This is a genomic window from Cellvibrio sp. QJXJ, from assembly GCF_024452345.1.
Taxonomy (GTDB): domain Bacteria; phylum Pseudomonadota; class Gammaproteobacteria; order Pseudomonadales; family Cellvibrionaceae; genus Cellvibrio.
The window spans coordinates 613,780-634,634 of record NZ_CP101662.1 but is presented as its reverse complement, the minus strand read 5'-3'; the positions used below and the strand labels follow the sequence as shown (position 1 = coordinate 634,634).

General features: G+C 40.3%; 17 protein-coding genes. All 17 read right to left on the bottom strand.

All coding sequences use genetic code 11. From position 1 onward, the window contains the following. Positions 1-87 precede the first annotated feature (87 nt). The 17 genes from NNX04_RS02835 to NNX04_RS02750 all read right to left on the bottom strand — a co-directional run bounded on the left by NNX04_RS02835 (position 88) and on the right by NNX04_RS02750 (position 20,814). Complete coding sequence (locus tag NNX04_RS02835; protein ID WP_261947431.1) at positions 88-444, bottom strand: phosphopantetheine-binding protein; 357 nt, start codon at positions 442-444, stop codon at positions 88-90. Positions 445-446: 2 nt separating this feature from the next. Beyond that, the gene (locus NNX04_RS02830; protein ID WP_261947430.1) at positions 447-3,323 is read right to left on the bottom strand and encodes a type I polyketide synthase; all 2,877 of its coding nucleotides are present in this window, start codon (positions 3,321-3,323) and stop codon (positions 447-449) included. 10 nt (positions 3,324-3,333) lie between these two features. After that, positions 3,334-4,074: an SDR family NAD(P)-dependent oxidoreductase gene (locus NNX04_RS02825; protein ID WP_261947429.1), complete on the bottom strand. Its 741-nt coding sequence runs from the start codon at positions 4,072-4,074 to the stop codon at positions 3,334-3,336. 6 nt (positions 4,075-4,080) lie between these two features. Next, entirely contained in the window at positions 4,081-5,427 is a 1,347-nt protein-coding gene (locus NNX04_RS02820; RefSeq protein ID WP_261947428.1) for a class I adenylate-forming enzyme family protein, read from the bottom strand. Next, a complete protein-coding gene (locus NNX04_RS02815; protein ID WP_410004073.1) occupies positions 5,424-6,365 on the bottom strand; it encodes an acyltransferase domain-containing protein in 942 nt (313 codons plus the stop codon). The genes NNX04_RS02820 and NNX04_RS02815 overlap by 4 nt, the downstream gene beginning before the upstream one ends. Positions 6,366-6,483: 118 nt before the next feature. After that, complete coding sequence (locus NNX04_RS02810) at positions 6,484-7,902, bottom strand: PfaD family polyunsaturated fatty acid/polyketide biosynthesis protein (protein ID WP_261947427.1); 1,419 nt, start codon at positions 7,900-7,902, stop codon at positions 6,484-6,486. Then, entirely contained in the window at positions 7,892-8,812 is a 921-nt protein-coding gene (fabD, locus tag NNX04_RS02805) for an ACP S-malonyltransferase (RefSeq protein WP_261947426.1), read from the bottom strand. Before fabD ends, NNX04_RS02810 begins: the two co-directional genes overlap by 11 nt. 846 nt (positions 8,813-9,658) lie before the next feature. Then, positions 9,659-10,261, bottom strand: a complete 603-nt coding sequence (locus tag NNX04_RS02795; RefSeq protein WP_261947425.1) for an HAD family hydrolase — start codon at positions 10,259-10,261, stop codon at positions 9,659-9,661. After that, complete coding sequence (locus tag NNX04_RS02790; protein ID WP_261947424.1) at positions 10,262-11,335, bottom strand: homoserine O-acetyltransferase family protein; 1,074 nt, start codon at positions 11,333-11,335, stop codon at positions 10,262-10,264. 15 nt (positions 11,336-11,350) lie between these two features. Then, on the bottom strand, positions 11,351-12,346 hold the full coding sequence (locus NNX04_RS02785; protein ID WP_261947423.1) for an SDR family oxidoreductase: 996 nt from the start codon (positions 12,344-12,346) through the stop codon (positions 11,351-11,353). 24 nt (positions 12,347-12,370) lie between these two features. Then, a complete protein-coding gene (locus tag NNX04_RS02780; protein WP_261947422.1) occupies positions 12,371-14,293 on the bottom strand; it encodes a ThiF family adenylyltransferase in 1,923 nt (640 codons plus the stop codon). Further along, on the bottom strand, positions 14,290-15,183 hold the full coding sequence (locus tag NNX04_RS02775) for a hypothetical protein (protein ID WP_261947421.1): 894 nt from the start codon (positions 15,181-15,183) through the stop codon (positions 14,290-14,292). The genes NNX04_RS02780 and NNX04_RS02775 overlap by 4 nt, the downstream gene beginning before the upstream one ends. Positions 15,184-15,187: 4 nt before the next feature. Continuing rightward, on the bottom strand, positions 15,188-15,946 hold the full coding sequence (locus tag NNX04_RS02770; protein WP_261947420.1) for a hypothetical protein: 759 nt from the start codon (positions 15,944-15,946) through the stop codon (positions 15,188-15,190). A 42-nt stretch (positions 15,947-15,988) separates the two neighbouring features. After that, positions 15,989-16,792: an SDR family NAD(P)-dependent oxidoreductase gene (locus tag NNX04_RS02765; RefSeq protein ID WP_261947419.1), complete on the bottom strand. Its 804-nt coding sequence runs from the start codon at positions 16,790-16,792 to the stop codon at positions 15,989-15,991. 432 nt (positions 16,793-17,224) lie between these two features. Next, positions 17,225-18,064, bottom strand: coding sequence for an alpha/beta fold hydrolase (locus NNX04_RS02760; protein WP_261947418.1), 840 nt, complete (start codon positions 18,062-18,064; stop codon positions 17,225-17,227). A 590-nt stretch (positions 18,065-18,654) separates the two neighbouring features. After that, the gene (locus NNX04_RS02755) at positions 18,655-19,200 is read right to left on the bottom strand and encodes a hypothetical protein (RefSeq protein ID WP_261947417.1); all 546 of its coding nucleotides are present in this window, start codon (positions 19,198-19,200) and stop codon (positions 18,655-18,657) included. Positions 19,201-19,524: 324 nt separating this feature from the next. Further along, complete coding sequence (locus tag NNX04_RS02750) at positions 19,525-20,814, bottom strand: tyrosine-type recombinase/integrase (protein WP_261947416.1); 1,290 nt, start codon at positions 20,812-20,814, stop codon at positions 19,525-19,527. Positions 20,815-20,855: the final 41 nt, after the last annotated feature.

Sequence of the window (20,855 nt, the reverse complement as noted above, 5' to 3'; positions counted from 1 at the left end):
TTTAGTTTTAAAACAGCCTTTGCCTGCAAAGTCCATTAAATGTGGGTTAGCGCTAATTGCCGCTTTTAAATGTAAAGATGGGACCTTTTAAGAGCTTCTTGAACGTCGCTGTTTGCGACGCTCGATTCGGGAAGATTCAACCTCCTCGATAGCTTGGTCATCCTCTGTGCTATCGGTGCTGAAGTTCAGACATTTTGTATAAAGCCCAATAATATCTTGAACGGTTCGAATTTCTGTTATCACCGCCATATTGTTTGCAAACGGATCAACATCAAATTCCAATTCAAGCAAGGCAGCGAGTGTTGCAACATCCAAGGAAGTGAAACCTAAATCGTCGGTTATTGCATGATGGGTTTCAACACTATGAATACTTAATGCCTGCTCTTGCGCAACCCTTTCAATCAAGGTAATGACGGTAGAGTGTATGTCGTTGTGATTCATCATTGTTACTCCTCAAGTAGTAAATTGAGCTCTTCGATTTGCTGGTCAAGAAAGTCAACCAAATCAACTTCATCCATATCATCAGTGTCGACCACGGCGTCTTCATTGCCATCAGATTGAGGTGTTTTTTCTTCCTCTACAACAGGCATATCTAGCCTTGACAATAAATATTCAGCAAGTGAAAAGACGGTTGGATAATTAAATAGCAATGTGGGTTGTAGCTGAAGCGCAAGGTCGTCTTGCAAGCGCTCAGTTAATTCCACAGCGGTGATTGAGGAAACACCAAGCTCCTGAAAAGTTTGTCCTTCAGAAACTAAACTATCAAACTCACTGGTACTTAAACCAAAATTCATTACGGATTCTAGTAAGCGTGTAATATGCTCTTCTAGGAGAGGCACTCGTTCAACAACAGCTGATGCTTCTAAACTTTTAATAACAGGCAAACTATCTTGAGTGATAAATTTCTCTTCACTATCTGGTTTAACTAATTTTTTAAGCAACGAAGGAAGCTCTCTTGCTGTTTTACGAGCAAGGGCAAGACCCCAGTCAATTGGGAAATACCCTAAATTGCTTTTATTTATATATTCGGGTTGGCTAAGTTCAGAAGATTTAAATTCCGAATTTCTGATCAACGTTTGTTTTAATACATAAATCCCCTCAGCCGCGTCAAAAGCCCTGAACCCTTGCTTATCCCAGAAATTGCGTTGCTGTTCACTCAAAGCATTAAACATGCCTGTTTTCCAAGGACCCCATTGCATGCTTAGGGTGGGAAAACCACTCTCTGATCTACAGGAAGCCAGAGTATTGAGAAAAGCGTTTGCTGCAGCGTAGTTACCCACACCAGCTTGCCCAATGACAGTGGTTACTGAGGAGAAATACACAGTAAAATCTAAATTGTCTTTACGGGTTAAAGCGTGCAACCATAAAGCGCCTAAAACTTTTGGCGCTAACACTTTTTCAAAGCCCTCACGATCTAGCGAAACTAATAAGCCATCTTGTGTTGTGCCTGCCGAATGAAATACACCTTTGAAGGGCAATTGTTTGGTGCGTAATTCATTAAGCACCTGTTCAAGGCTACTTTTATCGCTTATGTCAGTAAAAATGGAGTAAACCCGCGATTGTGAGCTTTCCCATTTTTTTAATAATGATTTTGCTTTATCACTCGGTTCACTTCGCGCTAATAAATAAATAGCGCCCGCACCTTCATCGACCAGCCACTGTGCCAACTCCAAACCTATTTCACCCAATCCGCCGGTCACCACATAGCTTCCCTGAGGGTCTATGCATGTCGCATTACTGGCGCTGCTTTTACCGGTGGATTTAATATCTTCCGCACTCAATGGTTCGAGCCTTGGCACGAAACGATTTCCATTGCGTAATTCAATTAGATTTTCTCGGTCATCAGTGAATACTTCAACAAGAGCTTTTTCCACACTAGTAACAAGATTTTCAGAAGAAATAATGTGAAGGAAGTTTAAATCGGAAAATTCTTGATGAATCGTACACCCTAATCCTGTAACACACCCCATCATAAGCTCAGAGGCTTTATCACTAACAACAATAAATCCATCTAAATTGTTGATACCTGTCTCGCCAAGCGCTTGCACAAAATATAAAACACTATACAAGCCATGATCTAAAACATTATTTACACTGGCTGTATCAACGACACCTGCTGCAATATTTGTATTGTCAATTGAGGTTCCACCAGGTGCCGACAACAAATGTAAAACACCACCAATTTTTGGTGCGCCAGAACGCATTAAGTCACTGACCAAACTCACGTAATCTTCTTTATTTTTTAGTCGAATTTCATAATGATCTCTATGATTACAATAGCTCTCTCCCGGAAATACTCTAATACATATTCCTCCTTGAGATACAATCATGCGAGCTATATCATGAACGCTCTCATTGTTTTTAGATAATACTACCCAAACTTTTCCCTCTAAGGCGCTTAAAGATGCTGGGAGTTCTTCATTGTGCCAATGGATATTAAAATATCCTTGCCGAATACGACTGGAAGTTCCCAGAACATCCCAATAACCAGTCGCAATACGGGACATTCTATAACCACGGATTATTGCCAGTAATTCACCTGAAGCATTAAAAAGGCTAAAGTTAAAATTAATGTACTTATCTTCGCTAGATTCTTCTCTCGTTACATGGCAATAAACTTCATTTGGCAGCACACCAAAAAACTGTACCTGGCTTTCCTGCAGGGTGACAAACACTTCATCATTTGGAATAGCTGGTAACAAAGCCAATGCGATATGACTAAAACTATCAATAAAAGCAGGATGTAGAGCAGCGTCACTTCGATTAAGCTCACTTAAGCATTCAACCACACCCACCGCTTCATCAGTACCGATCCAAACTTCCTTGAGCCCTTGATGTAAGGGACCAAAAAAATATCCCATTGACTCTAAACGCTCATAAATATTCTCGCCTTTCATATTCTCGGAGCAGCGAGATTTTATTGCATTGATATCTTTGATCGCCTCATCAGGTACGATCACACCAGTTGTGTTTGCCGTGCAACTTGCTAATAAAATATTCTTTTTATCTAAGTTTGGTGAATCACTGTGGGTAAGAAACACTTCACAACGTGCTTCGTGTTTACTTGTTTGATTCACTTCAATACTCAGGAAATGCTTATCCCCTTGCTGCAGAGAAAGTGCATTATAAAAATACACATTCTCCATAATAAAAGGCACACTCCACAGATCAGTGAATGCTTTATGGATTGTTTCTTTATAGAAAGTCGCCGGCACAACGGCATTATCATTACCACCAACGCAATGATCAGAGATAAAAGGTAACGACGCCAAGTCGATACAGAACTCATATGAAGACTTACTGTTGCTTAACATAACGATCATATTACATGCATCAGCATGTAATGCCTCCATCGATAATTAGTGTTTGACCCGTCATAAATTTGGCCTCGTCTGACATTAGAAATCGTATCATGCCTACGATATCTTCAACGCCACCAAGGCGAGCCAACGGCGTTCTACGAATAATTTGATTCCTCTGCTGGGGATTCAAAGATTCAGACATATCAGTTTCTAGATAACCAGGCGCTACAGAATTCACTCGAATATTTCTTCCTCCGAGCTCCCGAGCCAGCGAACGAGTCATCGCATCCATAGCACCTTTAGTTGCACTATATATGGATAATCCTGAATACCCACGCACGCCAATGATGGAGGAAATATTAATAACTACCCCACCTTTTTTAGCCAACATGTACTTTATCCCGCTTCGAATCAGGGCAATCGTAGATCCTAAATTTACTGATATTAAGCGGTTAATGTGGTCTTGCTTCATTAGAGATAAAACACCTTCCTCAGCAACACCAACATTATTAATGATGCCGTCTAAACGCTTATATTTTTTGTAAATTCTTTTTACAAAATCTTCTACAGCTAAAGTATCAGTACTATCTATTTGCTCCCACAAAAAGGCCTCGGCATAACTGCCCTTTTCAATCAGCTCGATAGCTTCAGTTTTAGTTCGGCTAAACGTTGCAATTGCATATCCCGACTCAAGTAAATATTGAGTTATCGCTAAACCCAAACCTCTACTACCTCCACTGATAATTACAACCGATTTTGTCATATCAGACATCTACAGCTATCCTCTTTTGAGTTTATTGGTGTATGTCATGGGAACTTCATCAACAAATTCGAATAATTTAGGAACCATAAAATACGGTAATTTGCTTTTTGCAAACAGAGAGATTTCAACACGGGCATCCCGTGCTTCAAAACCCGGCTCCAAGCTTGCAATTACTTTAATCAAGTTTCCAGCCAAGGAACTTTTTTTGGCTGTGATCACCACATCACGAATAAAAGGCAGTTGGCGAAGTTTATTTTCTACAACGACGGGATTTACTTTAAACCCACCTACGTTAATAACATCGTCACACCGTCCGACAAACTTGACTCGTTCATCTTCAAGACGAACTAAATCCCTAGTATTAACCCAATCACTGACGCCTTTATCACTGTTTAGGTAGCATTGCATGGCATTCTTTGGTCGTCGGACAAAGAGGGTTTCATCTACAATTTTTAATGTTTCTTCATTTAACAAGTGTTTAGGAAAGCCTTCTTTTTTATCATCCACCCGAATAAGAGCTCCTAATTCAGTTGAGGCATAAATATGGCTTACTCGAGCTTGAGGAATATATTGATTAATTAAATCCAGAGTTAATTGATCCGCAATTTCACCACCTAGAGTGATGTGTTTAATTCCAGTGTCTACCCAGTCGTCAAGTTTCGTACCCGCCAATATCTGCCTGAGATAAGTAGGCGTTGCGTTGAGGTAGTTCACACCCGCTTCCAGTACTAATTTACGACCTGAGTCTGGAGTAATATCCGAAGGTATAATCAGCTGGCCGGCATTAATTACACTCTGCAAAAATACTTGCATTCCCGCAAAATGCGCTATTGGATAGCCCAATAACCATTTTTCACCTCTAAATCTGTCGGACTGTTTAATATTGCCGCCCAAAGACTGCCAAGTATGTTTAGCCAACTTGGGCTTCCCAGTTGTGCCAGATGTCATTAAGCAAACACTTGGGCTTTGTGTATTACTGCGATTAGATACATCAGAAGCTAGAGTTGTAATCGTTTCTTTTCCAGAGCGAATAGAGATCGCATGCTGGGCTTGACAAGAGGTTGCTACTTCGAGTGCATCTTCTCTTCCATAATAAGAAGGTACTAATACCACTTGCCAATTCAGCGCGTCACTTAAAAAAAGTAATGCGACATCGTCAATGGATTGTGATAAATGCAATACCACTTGATGGGATACCATGTGCTCATATTTATTGACTAATCCATTAACGAGCTGGTAGAGCTCCATCCAGGATAGGCTTTTATTTTTATCAGTTAACGCTATTCCATCTGGCGTCACATCCATATTACGCGTCAAACAATTTATTAATGAAATCTCATCAACCCCCTTGCTATTATTCATCGTAATTCTCCAACAACATAAGAAGAGTTAACGCTATTGACCTGACAGTCATTCAAAAGACTATCAAGGTTCTTGTTTCCCTTTTTAAAAGGCGATAGTAATTGAAAAGCCTTAGACTTGGCGTTATTAGGAAGAATATATTTCAAAAAATTAACCATGGTCCCCGAGGGACCCACATCAATATATCTACCTCCCCCCACATCTTCTATGCACTTAATTGTTTTTTCAAATTGCATGCAACCACGAACAGAAGTCCACAAACTATCGGGTGAAATGGAATCCAGAACCTCAGTGGCAACCGTACAAAAAACAGGTACTGATGGGCGGGAATAATTTATCGAGTTATAAATTTTCTTATACCGGCCTTGGACAGCATCCATCCATTGGGAGTGATAAGGTTTGGATACAGGCAATGCTTGAAAACTATAATTTGATCTTTTCAAATATTTTTCAACTACAGAAACATTTTGATAAGGTATCGAAATTACAATACTTTTATTAAAATTAATCGCAGCTAATTCGGAGTATTCACACAATAAAGGGCTTTGGTTATATGTTTCCACTGACTCCAATATCGCCAACATTTTCCCTTCTTGACAGTTTTCTTTGAAGATATTCCCGTGGTCAATAAGCAGCCGAATACCTTGCTCTTGAGAGAGACATTGAGCAGAAGTACAAGCAGCGACCAAACCTAAGCTCGCACCAATCACGTAGTCTGGCCGAATATCATAATCAGCGAGCATTTTAACTAAGGATGTCTCGACCATATAAATTGATAACCCCGCTTTAAGAGGGTCAGAAAATGGGTCGACGACTTTTACATTATTGTTGTACACAGTATCCAGTAACGAAAAGCCCGCCAATGCTTCGACTTGCTCATCAAAATCAGTCATGTGCCGTTTGAAGAAATGATTCGAATCAAACAGATCTCTACCCATATGGTAATACTGAGATCCCTGCCCCGAAAACATAAACACATTAGGTAAAGAACTTATATTCACACAACTCTCATATATGTATTCGCAATAACTAAACAATAAAAATTACGAAGTCTTGTTACTCATTAATCTCTGAAATAAAGAGTGAAATTGTTGCAGCTGTTTCGCACATAATTTTTTCTGCGATATCCGCAACTTTTCTATTTCGCCAACTATTTAATTCGGTATCACGAACCCATTGATTAAAAGCACCTAATGCAGGTCCACAATGAATCTGATAATCCACTTTTTGTTCGCTATCTCCATTCATTGCCAATCGCGTTGAATGCACAAAATACCAACGAAATATCAGCGCCATCTTTTGCTTTGGATTAATCTTATTCTCGTCAACTTTAGATGGGTCAACTCTTCGATAGTAGGCTTTTGTTTCCTCCCACACATCATCAAATGACTTTTTGAAATACTTTTCTTGTATCTGGAGAGAAGTTCTCTCGTCGAGATCATCCAAACCATCATGACGCATATACAAGTCATAAAGTTTATTGGCCCTTGTTGCAAAGAGAAGCCCTTGTTTTACTACTTGTACTTTTGCACCTAGCTCAAACATATCACCGGCCGGAGCATAACCAGTATCTTGCACATTAATTTCCTGCAAAATATCTTTAACTGTATCGCTTGTTCCTGCCTCAACAGTACATTGATTAATGGAGCCGGTCATAATAAAGTCTGCTCGCATCATAAATGCAGCTGCTGCACTCTGTGGCGTTCCTATACCACCTGCTGCGCCCACTCTAATTTCTTCACGATACCCTTGCTCAGCAATAATGCGGTCACGTAGTTTTTGAATGGCAGGCATCAATACATAAGGGTTACCTTGATCTGTATGCCCACCTGAATCAGCTTCTACACAAATATCTTGTGCGACAGGAATCAATTTGGCGAGCTCAGCTTGCTCGCTAGTTATATGGCCCGCAGCTAAAAGCTTATCGACAATTTTTTGCGGCGCTGGACGCATAAATCCTTCTGCCACTTCAGGACGAGAAATCTTTGCTAATATTTTATGAGCAGCAACAATCTTTCCATCTGCTGTTTTTTTTAGGCCACTCAATCTAAAACGCACAAGACTTGGTGTTACCCTCATAAAGGCTGCAGCTTCAATAAACTTCACACTATGCTCTAGGAAAAGCTCAATAGTTCGCATTTCCACATCAGGGTGATCAGTGTTACATAATAAATTTATGCCATAAGATTCATTATTATTTAATGCGCTTTTTATGGTTAGAATGGCGTTTTCCAAGTCGCCCATTCGCAACCCGCCTGCACCTAAATAGCCCATCAAGCCCGCTTTACCCATCGCAATCACGAGGTCAGTAGAAGCGATACCTTTATACATTGCACCGCTTAAGTAACTGTACTTTATACCGTAATCACGTTGAAAAGACTTACTGCCAAGCCCCTCAGGTAAAACTGAATTTTTTCTTGCACTGAATTTTGTATCATTGCTATTGCCCTGCACGGTATCAAAGCTAGTTTGCATAGTCAGTTTCCATGTAAAGGATTTTATCTTGTTCAACGCGTGATAAAATCTGCGCATTCAAACCGCTTAAAACCGTACCGGGGCCAAGCTCCTCAAATTCGTCAACACCAACGCTCAGAGCATATTTAATAGTATTTACCCACTGTACGCTTTGCGACATTTGTTGCACTAATAGAGAGCGGATAATTTTGGAAAAATTTTCATTTGATTTTGGGCTTGGGTAAGGCTTAGCCGTGACATTGGCAATCACCTGTTTATTTAAGGGCCTAAATTCAAAATCTTGAAGGAATGCATCAAACTCCTTGCTCGCATCATTCATGAAACGTGAATGAAACGCCGCGCTAACGGGTAGAGGAATGCACCTATTAGCCCCTGCCTTTATCATTACATCGTCAACGGCAAAAACTTCCTCTTTTGCACCTGAAATGATGACTTGCGTTGGAGAATTAAAATTGGCGACATCTATACCCATAAATCCCGACTGACGAATCACTTCTTGCACTTTATCTGCATCAAGCCCTAGCACAGCAGACATTGCGCCATTAGTTGATTTAGACATTAATTCGCCTCGCTTTTTGACAATTGACAATCCAGTCAAAAAATCAAAAGCTCCTGCCGCCAATAATGCATTGTATTCGCCTAGGCTATGCCCAGCCATAATATCCGGCCGATAACCTTTCGCCATTGCTTGATAAAAACATAGGGCGTTTATAATGTATAACGCAGGCTGGGTATATTGCGTATTACTCAGCTGCCTTTTGCTATCAGTGAGACAAAGATCTCGTAACGAATACCCAAGGATTTCATCTACTTGCTTTTCCATAAACCCATATTCAGGAATCGAATCGAACAAATCTTCACCCATACCTTTTTTTTGTGATCCTTGCCCCGGAAATAGAAACATCAGCATTGACTTAAATCTCCTTTATTACTCTGCAGCCCATTATCAATACAACCCAAAAAAAATATTAATTTTTTAAAACACAAAAAAACCATTAACAACGTCTATCCTTAATACGGAGAATTCGGAATAAGAATTGTCGCTTCTCACGCATGGTCGTCCGCAATGGCGTACTACCCAAGATATACAGCTTTGGCAACAGTGTGAGTGATTTCATCCGCGCACAATTATCGGAATACAGCACCGTTGGATTCGCAAAACACCGCTCGGACATCACAATACCTGCGACACACCTGCGGCCAAATCGCTACTTTCTTGCTCCTACACTTCCCAACAAATTACCTTACGACTGTAAATACCTTCAATACAAATAACAGAATTGCGCGCGCAGGCGTGTTGGCAAATAAGTAATGTCCTCGACCACGATTTATTGTGGCCCTTCTGTCTCCACCTTTATTTTTGCTCAGAAAGAATTTCTGTGTCTTTGGCCATTCATAAACGCTTCGTTCATCGCTTTCGATTGTTAAGGAACCAAGCTTTTTATTGCAATATTCACCCAGCTTTGCTTCACAAGACTTAGGCACAACACCATCTTTATCGAGCAACTATTTGCGCCAAGTGAGCAAAGTAATCTTTTACTACTGCGAAACTTCCGCAACTGAAACTTTTAACGGTGGCAGCAGCTTTTTTCAAAATGGTCACTTGCGTTCAGGAAATAACTATTAATGCTCACCCTTTACGTTCCCGATCTTTTTTTCATCACTCAGGTGAAGCGACAACAATCCTAATGCAGGAGAAAACACCAGATTGATTCTATATTAAAAACCAGAAATCACTCGCCACATATATTACTAATTATTTTTCCGTCATTTGTTTTACCCACTGGTAATACGATTCATGAGCAAGGCTCAACATTTCATTATCTTCTTGTGTATCGCCATAGGCATAAACCTTATCGAACTGATCCAATGAGTACGAAGATAATATGCGTCTCATTTTCTCCGAACTTGTACAATCACCTTCGATATATCTACCTGTAAGCTTGTCGTTTTTGGACTCCAAGCAACTGCAAATAAGTTCAACCCCTAGAGATTTGCACCAAGGCGCAAGGTAGCCATCTAGTGAGGCAGAAACAATTACCACTTTATCTCCAGAAGACAAATGCCATTTGATACGTTCAAGCGCATTTTTTCTCAGCCAAGTGTGGAGAAAACGACGACAATATATTTGGCCTAATTCATGATACTTTTTTGTTTTCATACCAGATAAAGCAACCCGAACCATTAGCTGTCGCATTCTAGTCGCAGAAACCACACCGGCTTTATAGCCTAAAATAAAGGGGGCTAGGCTGACGTAGCCTATTACTTTCCTTTGAGGTGACGTCACAAACCTAACAAATGCAGTAAATGTATCCTTGTTCGTAATCGTTCCATCAAAATCAAATAATGCCAAATTCATCTACACACACTCCAATTCAGGCATACTGTATGAGGCGACCATAAAATCTCTAATTTTTTTTGATATTGCAGAACAGCTAGTCAGCACACCATCATGCCCATGCACCGATTCAACTTCATGAATCTCTGAATTAGGTAAAGCGTTGTTCATATCATTCATTTCCTGAAAAGGGAAAAGTACATCACCCTCCATCGCCAACAATAATGTTTTGGTTTTAATCCCTTTGAGAACGCCCTCAATACTACCCCTGTTTCTACCAATATTATGGCTATCCATAGCTTTTGTCATTGTCCAATAACAATGCGCATTAAACCTTTCGACAAATTTAAAGCTGATATACCGTTGATAACTTGACGCTTTCATATTATCAATGGCGTCGTCATTAGTTTCTTCTTGAAAATTTTTATAATTAGAATAATTACGATAGGACAACATGGCTATGCTTCGAGCCGCGGCGAGGCCATTTTTCCCAAGATTGCCCTCATCAGAAATGAAAGTTGGATCGGCTTCAATTGCCATTCGCTGCGATTCGTTGAGCGCTGTAGCCCAAGCACTTTGTTTGGCATTGGCTGCAATAATACAAGCATGCTCAAACTTTTCTGGTTCGTCAGCCATCCACTCAATTAGCTGCTGACCGCCAAACGATATACCAACCCCTAAATGTATTGCATCTATACCCAAGCTTCGACATATCATTTTATTAACTTTTACAACATCTCGAATGGTTGTATGAGGGAATGATGCCCCATATACACTTCCAGTAACATTGTTGATGCTGGCCGGACCGGTTGTTCCGTAGCATGAGCCTAACGCACTTATACATACAACATAATAATCATTTGGAGATAGTGCGCCTGTTGGGCTAACTAATGATTCCCACCAAAGACTCGGGTTAGAATCACAACTAAAAGGGTGATGAATCCAAACAACATTAGACCGGTCCTTGTTTAATTTTCCTGCGGTAGAATAGGTAACTTCAATCTCTGGAATAACATCACCGCACTCAAATTGAAAGTCTTCTTTATACACCTTCACTTGGGTAGAAAATTGTTGAGGCCCACTATTGTCTGTCATTGTTATTCCTGCTATTTAATCCAAATAAACTTTATATTTTTCTGTAAGAAAGGATTTTGAGGTAATAGGCTTAACCCCAAAAACGTTATTCATATCTTCTAATTGAGCGTGGGTCTCATAACTTGCCAGCACCCATAAAATTGACATTTGATTTGATAATATTTTGGAAAATGGTTTAGCAATTGACGTACTTAAACGAAACATCGCAGCTGGCATAGCAATTGCTCGAACTTTTTTACCTAGGAGTTCACTGTATATCTGGCACACTTGCGCCCAGGTCATTGCCTCAGGTCCTGTAATATTCGTCACACTGTTATTTCCAGCTCCGCCTGCAGCCGCCACACAACAACGGGCTACATCCTCTACGGAGATAAAAGAATGCCTCATGGAAGCATTACCAGGAATCCAAGCCACACCTCTCTTTTCAATGGAATCTCGAATCATTGAGCGATAAAATTTCGTTAATCCAGATGATCGTTCAATCGTAGCCAAGGCTTCGTTCTTTAATGGAATTTCACTCCCAATCAGCGCAAAATAGTCCTCCATAAACGGTGGACATCTCAAGATGGTGTGCTCGAAAGGGGCGCTAATCAGTAAGTCTTCACACCATTTTTTTAATTCAAATGACTTTGAAACGGAGGTAACACGATCATCAAAGTTGATGCCCATTGATACAAATACAAATTTTTTAACGCCTTTTTCAGAACATGCTTCTGCAAGGTTTCTATACCCTTGCCGCTCATCTTTTTCGAAATCACTGACACCTTTCGGAAAGACTACTGTGGCAGTAGAAATAACCACATCTATTCCATCGCACGCCTGCAACAAACTGTTTTTGTCTTTAAGGTCACCATTAACAAGTTTTGGCTCATACTGCTGTATATACTGAACAGCAGAAGTTGGCCTAACTAACGCCCGAATATTGAATTTATCCGGCGCTTGTGAAAGGTATTTGATGACCGAAGAACCAAGCTGTCCAGTCGCGCCGACAACTAATACATTTGTTTTCATATGTCTATTCCGAGTGTTATTGCCTTACGATGCATCAAGGTTAAGCTCACAAATATTCTCAAGAGATAAACGAGTGCTCACATAATTATTAGCTTTTTTACCTAAACCTACCCGCAATATAAATACCGGCCTATGAATATCATCACAGCCAAATTCCCGTTTGACTTGCTCTCGCCCCTGCTCATTGGATATAGGAAAATCAACTGGCTGACAGGAAACTCCTTTTTGTGCTAGCTGAAGCCAAATTTTCATAATCGACCGTCCCATATTGATTCGACCATCTCTTGTCCAATTATTCGATGAAAACAAGATAAAATTCGAATGCCTGTTAACCGTTTTCACTGCAGTTACAGCCATAATTTCACCTAAGCCAAAGTAACGGCTTATAGAAAAAAGCAACGGTCGCTTTTTAATTACAGCCAACATCTTTGACTCTACCCATGAGATCTTCACCGAATTTCGACAGAACCCAGTGGGGTTTTGTTGAAGTTCAGAAGAACTCAAGCGGAAATGACTAATCAATTCCATTAAGTAGTCTTTCATTCGAAACATTCGAAGGGCTTGTTTTCTTGCTAATTTTGAGATTTTATTGGGCTTATCTTGGAGAAAAGACAGCTTCGTACCATAATATTCAGCAAGAGAGGTGTATTCAAAAATATCTTTTTGACTGAAAGGAAACGGCATAAAAACATTTCTGTTTGTATGACGAGATGCAATTAGATCCCGGTTACGGGCGTAATTTTCGTTATTAAATCTATTAATTTTAATAGTACCAAAAACCAAAGGAACTTCAGTTTCAGGCGCGACATATTCAATGTCCGCTACAGCCGCGGCAGACTCGATTACACAACCTACTGTGATATCCATTGCTTGCGCTTCAGGGTCGATCACATAGAGCAAACGGTCGGGGTTTAACTCAATACGAATCGTATTAGGCGACGTAATGACAAACTTCCAAGGTTGACAATTGTGGGGAGACGGCGCTCTTACCATGCATTGAAGTACACGGCATAACTCTGGATTCTCATCAAGATATAAATCTAAGGCGGAAACATCACTTTGAGTGCCTGCCTCAATTGAGGCCCGTTTCGCTTTTTTTGAGGCAACAAAGGTATGCGCCAAACGTATTGGATAAAAGAGACGCTTTTTCGTTCTTTCCGCCCACGTTCTAGAAGCCATGTGCACATCAAAGGAAACGACATGTGGCACTTTTCGTTTCATTAACAAATCTACAATCGTTCTAGTTGCCAACGCCCCCATCGCCATGACGCAATAGGATACCTGCGGCCAAGGTGTTTTATGTTGTAACCTGTCAGCAATAATAGGCAAGAAGTCGGATGAATATGAAAAGTATCCGAGCCATTTAGTGAGGTCGGATAGATCACCACTTTCATAATCTTTTTGGGTCATTTTTCCATAAAAAGGAAGCACATTCTTCGCCCGATAATCGAATACGTAAATAACCGCCTTTCCGCCATAATCAACACCTGACATGACTGGAATTTTTTTCCTAACAGCAATTTCATGAAGACGGTACTTCATAATTGGGGCTTCGCCAGCATCAATACCATCAAATACGATACTGACATTTTCCATCGCATTTTCAATATTGCTTTCCGTTAAGCCTTGTTTAAAGCACTCGATTTCAATATCAGGGTTGATTGATTTAGCTCGCTTAGCCAGTGTCTCTACCTTTGATTGCCCAACATCACTCAAAAAACACGCCTGACGGTTGATATTAGTGAGATCATAAACGTCTGGATCTGCAAGATATAAGCTACCGGCCCCTAAACGTACCATCGGTTCGACAGCACTCCCACCTACACTGCCGCACCCGGCAATCAAGATCCTAGAAGAACCCAGTAATGCCTGCTCCGTTGAGGAAACAACGTCAATATTACGGATAATGGCTTCATCAGCATCTGTCGCAGAACGAACATGGCTCATATACTTTTTTTCCACCTGAAAATCTTTGTTTTTAGGTTGAATAGACTATGCAACATTCGTCCAATTACATTGGATTTTGGCAAGCCCATTGGATTTATCTTTTGGAGAAAAATGCACAAAGAATGGGAAACAATAGCGGCGATAAATTCCCATTTTTTTGAACTAACCACAATCAATAAGGCATCACCTTCTTCCTTATTAATATTCTCTTTAAAAAACTGGTTAAGGTCTGCGCGAGAACTTTTTGCTATTATTTCGTTACCATACAGATACCCGTAGTAAGCCCCTCGAATCACTGATTTATCCAGTTCATAGTATTTTCCCGGCGAAAGATATTCCGCCATATACTTTGCAATTCTTTGACTGCGTTGCAAATCACGATTGTTTCGCTGCCCTATTTGGGGGTAAATACCTGATGGCAACACAGAATAACCCAGCGAATACACATTCGCATTTTGCGTTCTAAATATCACAGACACAGGCTTGTGTATGAATGTCCAGCTGGAAAGAAGAATTTCTCGCCCTAATAGTGCTCCGAGGCTTTGACCCCAAAACAGATTTCCAGACACAGGAAAAATGTTCATGCAATCAATATAGATAATGTGCTCTCCACAGAGCTCTTCCTCCTTGGTTGTAGCCATGCCAATTAAATTTCCCTTGATGAATATCACCCAAAGTTTAGAGAGCTCATCAAAATATTGGTCGTGCTTATACCAATGAAAAGCAGTATCAGCGCCGTATATCTTGTCAGTCAGCTTACAGAAAGCGGACCTTAGCGTTTCCAGATCACGTCGCAGAATCAGCTTGCTGGGATTTTCAACTCTATATAGGGTGCAATCACCACGCCTCCTACTCGGGATCCCGGATTCTATAAAAATTTTCTCGACCATTACCTTAACCCGTCAGAGAAAACATTGTCATTATCGCAACAAGCAAAGGTGGCGAAACAAACATAATAATCATGTTATCCATCGCCCTTGGAGAAAAATTCTCAACTACGGCGATGAGAAGACCATAGATAAACGCCGCTAAAGCAAGTGTAGGTGAGGCTCCCACGCTAAAAGAAAGTAGTGAAAAAGCCACCAAGAACGAAAATAAAAACACCGAAAAGGTACCAGCAACAGACTTGGTATTTTTATCATTCCAGAAGAAATCACGTACCTTGTACGTATTATTTTTTCCTAGTTTAAGACCTATTGGCTCAGCAAAACCATCTGCAATAGCCACAGTAAAAAAAGCGACTCTGACCACTTCAATAGGATAATTAAGTGCAGTTAATAACAATGCACAACTAAACGAAAGAACTGGGAAAAAGAAGAAGAATTCCTTTCGAGGCTCATCTCGATAACGGTAACTTCCTGAGACAATGCCATATATCAAAGGCTTAGTACTCATTGCAGAAATAATATATATGCCATTTACCAAGCAGGAAGCAATAAACATAGAGGGAAGCAATTGATGCTCAGGGAGAAATGCGAGCGTAGGCGCAGCTAGAATCATGATTCCAACATGGTTCATTTTTCGGGAGTACCCATCTCGCAACTGGAACCGAGCCCTTATAAAAGTTGTTATATTCCCTAATACAACTGTACTTAAAAATACATATGTAAAAAGTCTTAACCATTGAATATCAGAGACCTGATACGCTTCCATTTAGCAATCCTTAACTTGAATTAAATTAACTATCTTAGGTTTTTATGCGATACTTATTTCTGATTCTGGCGCTGCAACACCACTTTTTTTCTTTTCGTTGAACCCAAGAGAAAAGCTCTGACCAGTTGAAATCAGCTCAAGAACATTCACATTTACACTGGGAGGCAGGGAGTACACCCAATAGACCGACTCTGCCACATCCTCAGCTAGAAGGTAGTCGCATTCCTCATATAAACCATTAGCTAAAACTTCATCGCCTTTAAATCTAACTAATGCAAACTCTGTTTTTGACATTCCTGGCGCTATGCAACTCACTCTGATTTTCGTATTACTTAAATCCGATTTTAAATTGAGCGAAAAACTGTTGACAAATGCTTTAGATGCCGCATAAACATTGCCACCAATATATGGGTAGTAAGCTGCTATCGATCCTATATTTATAATATGGCCAGAATTTTTTTCTGATAATAATTTTAGTACGCAATGAGTATAGTAGAGCAACCCATTAATATTCGTATCCACAATTGTCTTCCAATCGTCAATCGAATTGAGTTGCGCGGGACCAAAACCAAGTGACAACCCCGCATTATTCACAAGACAGTGAATGTCTTTAAAATCTTCTGGAAGATCATCCAAATGTCGTTCAATGGCACTCATATCCCTAATATCTACAACATCAATATGAACCAAATCCCCAAACTCGTTAGCAAGCTCTTTTAGCCGCTCTTCGCGACGAGCCACAGCTATCACTCTTTTACCTTCAGAAAGAAAACGACGAGCGATTTGATAACCAAAACCCGAAGATGCTCCAGTAACTATTATTGACTTTCTTCCTAGGTCAGACATACGACACCCCTATCGCTCATTTCATGGATTCATTGAAGCTAAAATTCCAGAAAAATTAAAAATAAAACAGATAAAAAGATAGAAACTTATTTTTAATAAAAATAGAAAAATTAAACAAAGCAAGTAAAATATAAAAACACAATCATTGAACGAATTCAACATCAAGGCGAAAAATAGTTTAGATATCTAATGCAATTATGTGAAAAAAATAATTTACGATGACAGTAAATTTATTACAGAATCCCTTTCCCTACTTGCATTTCCTCACTCGCAACTTTTCAACAGCCTCACTCAATCAACAATCGCAATCAGCGTACAACAAAGACACGCATCCGAGATAGTTTAATTTTTTCAGCTATCACAAACACTCGCCTAACCGTGCGCCAGATATCAACACCTTTCGCCTGCATGTTACACGCTACTAATACGCCATCACTCTTGATGGTTATTTTCAATTTTTGTGTAAAACGAGATCAACTGCTTGCAAAGAAATTTGGGGGATTCGAGCATTGGAAGATGCCCATTATGATCCGATATAACGATTACTGCCGATTTCTGTTTCTTAAAAAAATTCAAGCTTATACTCATATCTGCAACCCTGTCCTTATCACACAGCAAAACCATAGTGGGAGGCAGATCCAACACCAGATACTCTTCAATTGTTTTACTATTCATTAGGTGAGAAAACATCTTCTCTATCAAAGCACTCCTCTTGATATGACGGCTTGCCAGATAGGACTTTACCATATCGGGTATGTAGCAAGGTTTTGCCATCATATAATCTAGAAGCACATCGTACTCGCCAGCACTACTTACAATAAATGGATTTACAGGTCTTACTCTAAAATTACTTAGCTGCTCCATTTGTAGCTTGTTAATACCTACAGGATTAATCAATGAAAGTGATCGCACAAAATACGGATGTGAATTGGCCAACTCTAAAGCGATAAACGCCCCCATTGAGCAGCCAGACACATGTGCTGAATGAATATTTAAAAATAAACAAAACTTGTGAATATAAACAACATGTGATGCTATTCTGTAGTCTTGTTTTAACGGGTCACCTGAATCTCCGTGCCCGATCAAATCCGGAGCAATGACAAAAAAATTTTTTGACAGTGTTTTTAGAATACGCGACCAAACAAGCTTATCTCCCGTAAAACCATGAAGAAGGAGCAATACGGGTTTTCGATTATCACCAATATAGGCATACCTAATTTCGCATCCATTTATGCAAACCTTACTGAATTTAATCGCAAATACAGATTCCACATAAACATTTGCATGATAAATCAGCCTCCCCAAATATGACGTGAGACTGTGAAGCCTATTCATTGTGATCCGCGGGCAACTTTAGACTAGATTGGATGCAAAGAATATGAATGAGCCCCTTCCTCGCAATTTTAATTGAATACATTTGTTCAATGAAAACCATTTTTTAAACGCCAACTGACTTATGCAAACCACCGCATCATTCCACTGAGTGACACAGGGGATTCATTCCTACCGGGCAAAGAAACCACAGGCGACAGAAAAGCTATTCAAATTACTAACAATAACTATCGTTAATACAAATCGTAATCTTGAAGCCTGCAATATCAGTTACAGATGAACCGATTATAAGGACATATACTGACGTAAGCTCTCCGAATCAACCAAGCACATCAATCGACCCCAAACTCCAAACGATGAAACGGAAACTCCAATAAGTGCCGATTTAGCTTATCGCCAAATTCAAAGTCAGCCATATTCACAATGAATGCTTGATGTTTATTTTGTAATTCAGCAAGAAGAAATCCAAAGATTATCAATATACACGCCACTATCCCGAGCACAGCCAAAGAAAATAAGTTTTGGAACATTTAGGGGCTATCAATATTCGCCTGACTGAAGAGAGGATTAATAACTGCAAATACTTGCGTTGCGAGGAACATAAAAATGACGGACAAAAGAAGCTTATCGAGCACTGAGGCACAACTAATTAACCACCCCAACCCAAACGGCTTATTTCCGGGCGCACAACAAGAGGGACAGATCAATACAAAACCGTAAGGCAATAAAAAATTTGATCTATCAAAAGTGGTTTTCTTTATTTTCTTATTAGCAGAGTAAAAAATCTTGGAGTTTCCCCCAAAACCAGTAAGAACCGCGGCAGAGAAAAATTGTTTAATCTTAGCAATTGCAGGTGTTCTGATACTTTTAAAATAATCGATGCTGAATCTACTCTTTTCGAACTGCAAACGAAATCTATTTACAAACATCGTTATTGCAGACAACAGGCCATATATTAGATTTATTGGCTCTACTGAGGCGATTTTTTCTAAGATTATTTTAATCTCACAATATCGAGACGCATAACAGAAAAAATTTCTAAATTTTACTGACTTGGCATTAATTAAGTAATTCACGACAGGTACGATTCCATTCACTAATGATTATTTCAAAACATAATAAATGTGTTTACTTTATAAAAAAATACTTTTATGTCATTTTTATTAAAAATAGTCACTCAAATCAACCAACACCCCCCACACGCAGCCCCCTAGTAGCGAGATTGCCCACATATTCGCACTGAAAACAGAGACTCGAAAGTGTCGAGTAAAGCCCAAGAAGTCCAAAACTCGATCACAGATAATCCCTTCGATGCATGGAGGAATGTTAGTATTACCAACCTAGATAATTCTCGCTCACCATCAAAAGCTCATTGAAAATGCCGCTGTTACCTATAATAGCTAAGCATTTAAATAATCAGCCCATTCCTGCAACCAATGCGCACATTCTTTCTCATACTTGTGCAGGTCATAAGTCCCCTCAATTCCACTACGCGAATGCCCAAGAATTGCCTCCGCGACTTCATTCGGGCACCCCAGCCTCGATAAACCAGTACGCACCGTGCGGCGCAAATCATGTGGCGTCCAAGGATCTATATCCAACATCCGCCCATCAGTTCTTAATCGCCACGCCTGCTCAGTGAGTTGTTTTTGTTGCAGAGGTTTTTTGCCTTTTATTGAGGGAAACAAATAATCGCCGGTGGTTAGTTTTAGCATTTTTAGGAATTCAACGGCTTGATTAGATAATTGCACATGACGCTCCACAGCCGTTTTAGTATCACGGAGGTGCCATGTCTTTTTATCAAGATCAATATCTTTCCACGCTGCTGCACAGACCTCACCTGTACGACAGCCAGTCCACAAAGTAAATCTGAGAACATTTTTTTGGGTAGTCGAATAAGCGGAGCCTGGCAACCATTGCAGCAGCTTTTTCAACTCCGCCTCGGAGAGAACGCGTTTGCCGCGCTCGCTGGTTAATTTTACTTTTGCCTGCCGTAATCCCGCCTTTGCGAGCAATGCCGGATTGGCAAATGTATCCGGCAATTTTTCCAAGCCAATTGCGTACTCGTATGCAGCAGAGAGTTCACGCAATACATTTCCAGCTTGCACCTTGGCACCGCGCTCGATAATCGCCATCACCATATTGGTAATGTCTTTACGAGTAACGTTTACCGCAGGCAAATCACCCAGCACTTTTACCGCATCACCATAAAGTGTACGCCGTGTTTCAAGCTGGCCTTTGGGTTTGCGAACACCAGAGATGATCTTTCCGTTCACCTTGCGATCTTCAATATGCTGAGTGAGATAGAGCTCCACCAGATCCGTCACAGTAAATGTGCTTGGTTGGTTTTGGAGGTCTTGCTGAACCTTCTGCTCTTCTGCTTTTCGCTCGCGTTGCTCAGTGGCGGGGCAGCGTCCATTGGCGCGCATCAACTTCAATTCGGCGCATTTGAGGCGCGCCTCTGCCAGCGAGACTGTGGGATAATGCCCAATACTTATTTGTACCAATTTATTGGTAAGTGGACTGCGATAGCGGTAGATAAAGGTCTTAATCCCTTTTGCACCGCAGGTTACCCTCAGACCGCGATTCTCACCTGAATCGGCCAGCTCCTTTGATGTAGGCTTCATGGCGTCGATGGCTCTGCTGGTAAGAGCTTTGGCTGGCTTATCATCTTGGGGAGTAATCTGCATCGTCAATCCAAGCCTCTGAATTAGTGAAGGATTTTAAAATT

Coding starts and splice junctions, on each gene's coding strand:
- NNX04_RS02785 (WP_261947423.1), bottom strand. CDS start 12,346: ATGAAAACAAATGTATTAGTTGTCGGCGCGACTGGACAGCTTGGTTCT.
- NNX04_RS02825 (WP_261947429.1), bottom strand. CDS start 4,074: ATGTCTGATATGACAAAATCGGTTGTAATTATCAGTGGAGGTAGTAGA.
- NNX04_RS02795 (WP_261947425.1), bottom strand. CDS start 10,261: ATGAATTTGGCATTATTTGATTTTGATGGAACGATTACGAACAAGGAT.
- NNX04_RS02810 (WP_261947427.1), bottom strand. CDS start 7,902: ATGCAAACTAGCTTTGATACCGTGCAGGGCAATAGCAATGATACAAAA.
- NNX04_RS02780 (WP_261947422.1), bottom strand. CDS start 14,293: ATGAGCCATGTTCGTTCTGCGACAGATGCTGATGAAGCCATTATCCGT.
- fabD (WP_261947426.1), bottom strand. CDS start 8,812: ATGCTGATGTTTCTATTTCCGGGGCAAGGATCACAAAAAAAAGGTATG.
- NNX04_RS02775 (WP_261947421.1), bottom strand. CDS start 15,183: ATGGTCGAGAAAATTTTTATAGAATCCGGGATCCCGAGTAGGAGGCGT.
- NNX04_RS02815 (WP_410004073.1), bottom strand. CDS start 6,365: ATGGGTAGAGATCTGTTTGATTCGAATCATTTCTTCAAACGGCACATG.
- NNX04_RS02770 (WP_261947420.1), bottom strand. CDS start 15,946: ATGGAAGCGTATCAGGTCTCTGATATTCAATGGTTAAGACTTTTTACA.
- NNX04_RS02830 (WP_261947430.1), bottom strand. CDS start 3,323: ATGATCGTTATGTTAAGCAACAGTAAGTCTTCATATGAGTTCTGTATC.
- NNX04_RS02750 (WP_261947416.1), bottom strand. CDS start 20,814: ATGCAGATTACTCCCCAAGATGATAAGCCAGCCAAAGCTCTTACCAGC.
- NNX04_RS02765 (WP_261947419.1), bottom strand. CDS start 16,792: ATGTCTGACCTAGGAAGAAAGTCAATAATAGTTACTGGAGCATCTTCG.
- NNX04_RS02820 (WP_261947428.1), bottom strand. CDS start 5,427: ATGAATAATAGCAAGGGGGTTGATGAGATTTCATTAATAAATTGTTTG.
- NNX04_RS02790 (WP_261947424.1), bottom strand. CDS start 11,335: ATGACAGACAATAGTGGGCCTCAACAATTTTCTACCCAAGTGAAGGTG.
- NNX04_RS02835 (WP_261947431.1), bottom strand. CDS start 444: ATGATGAATCACAACGACATACACTCTACCGTCATTACCTTGATTGAA.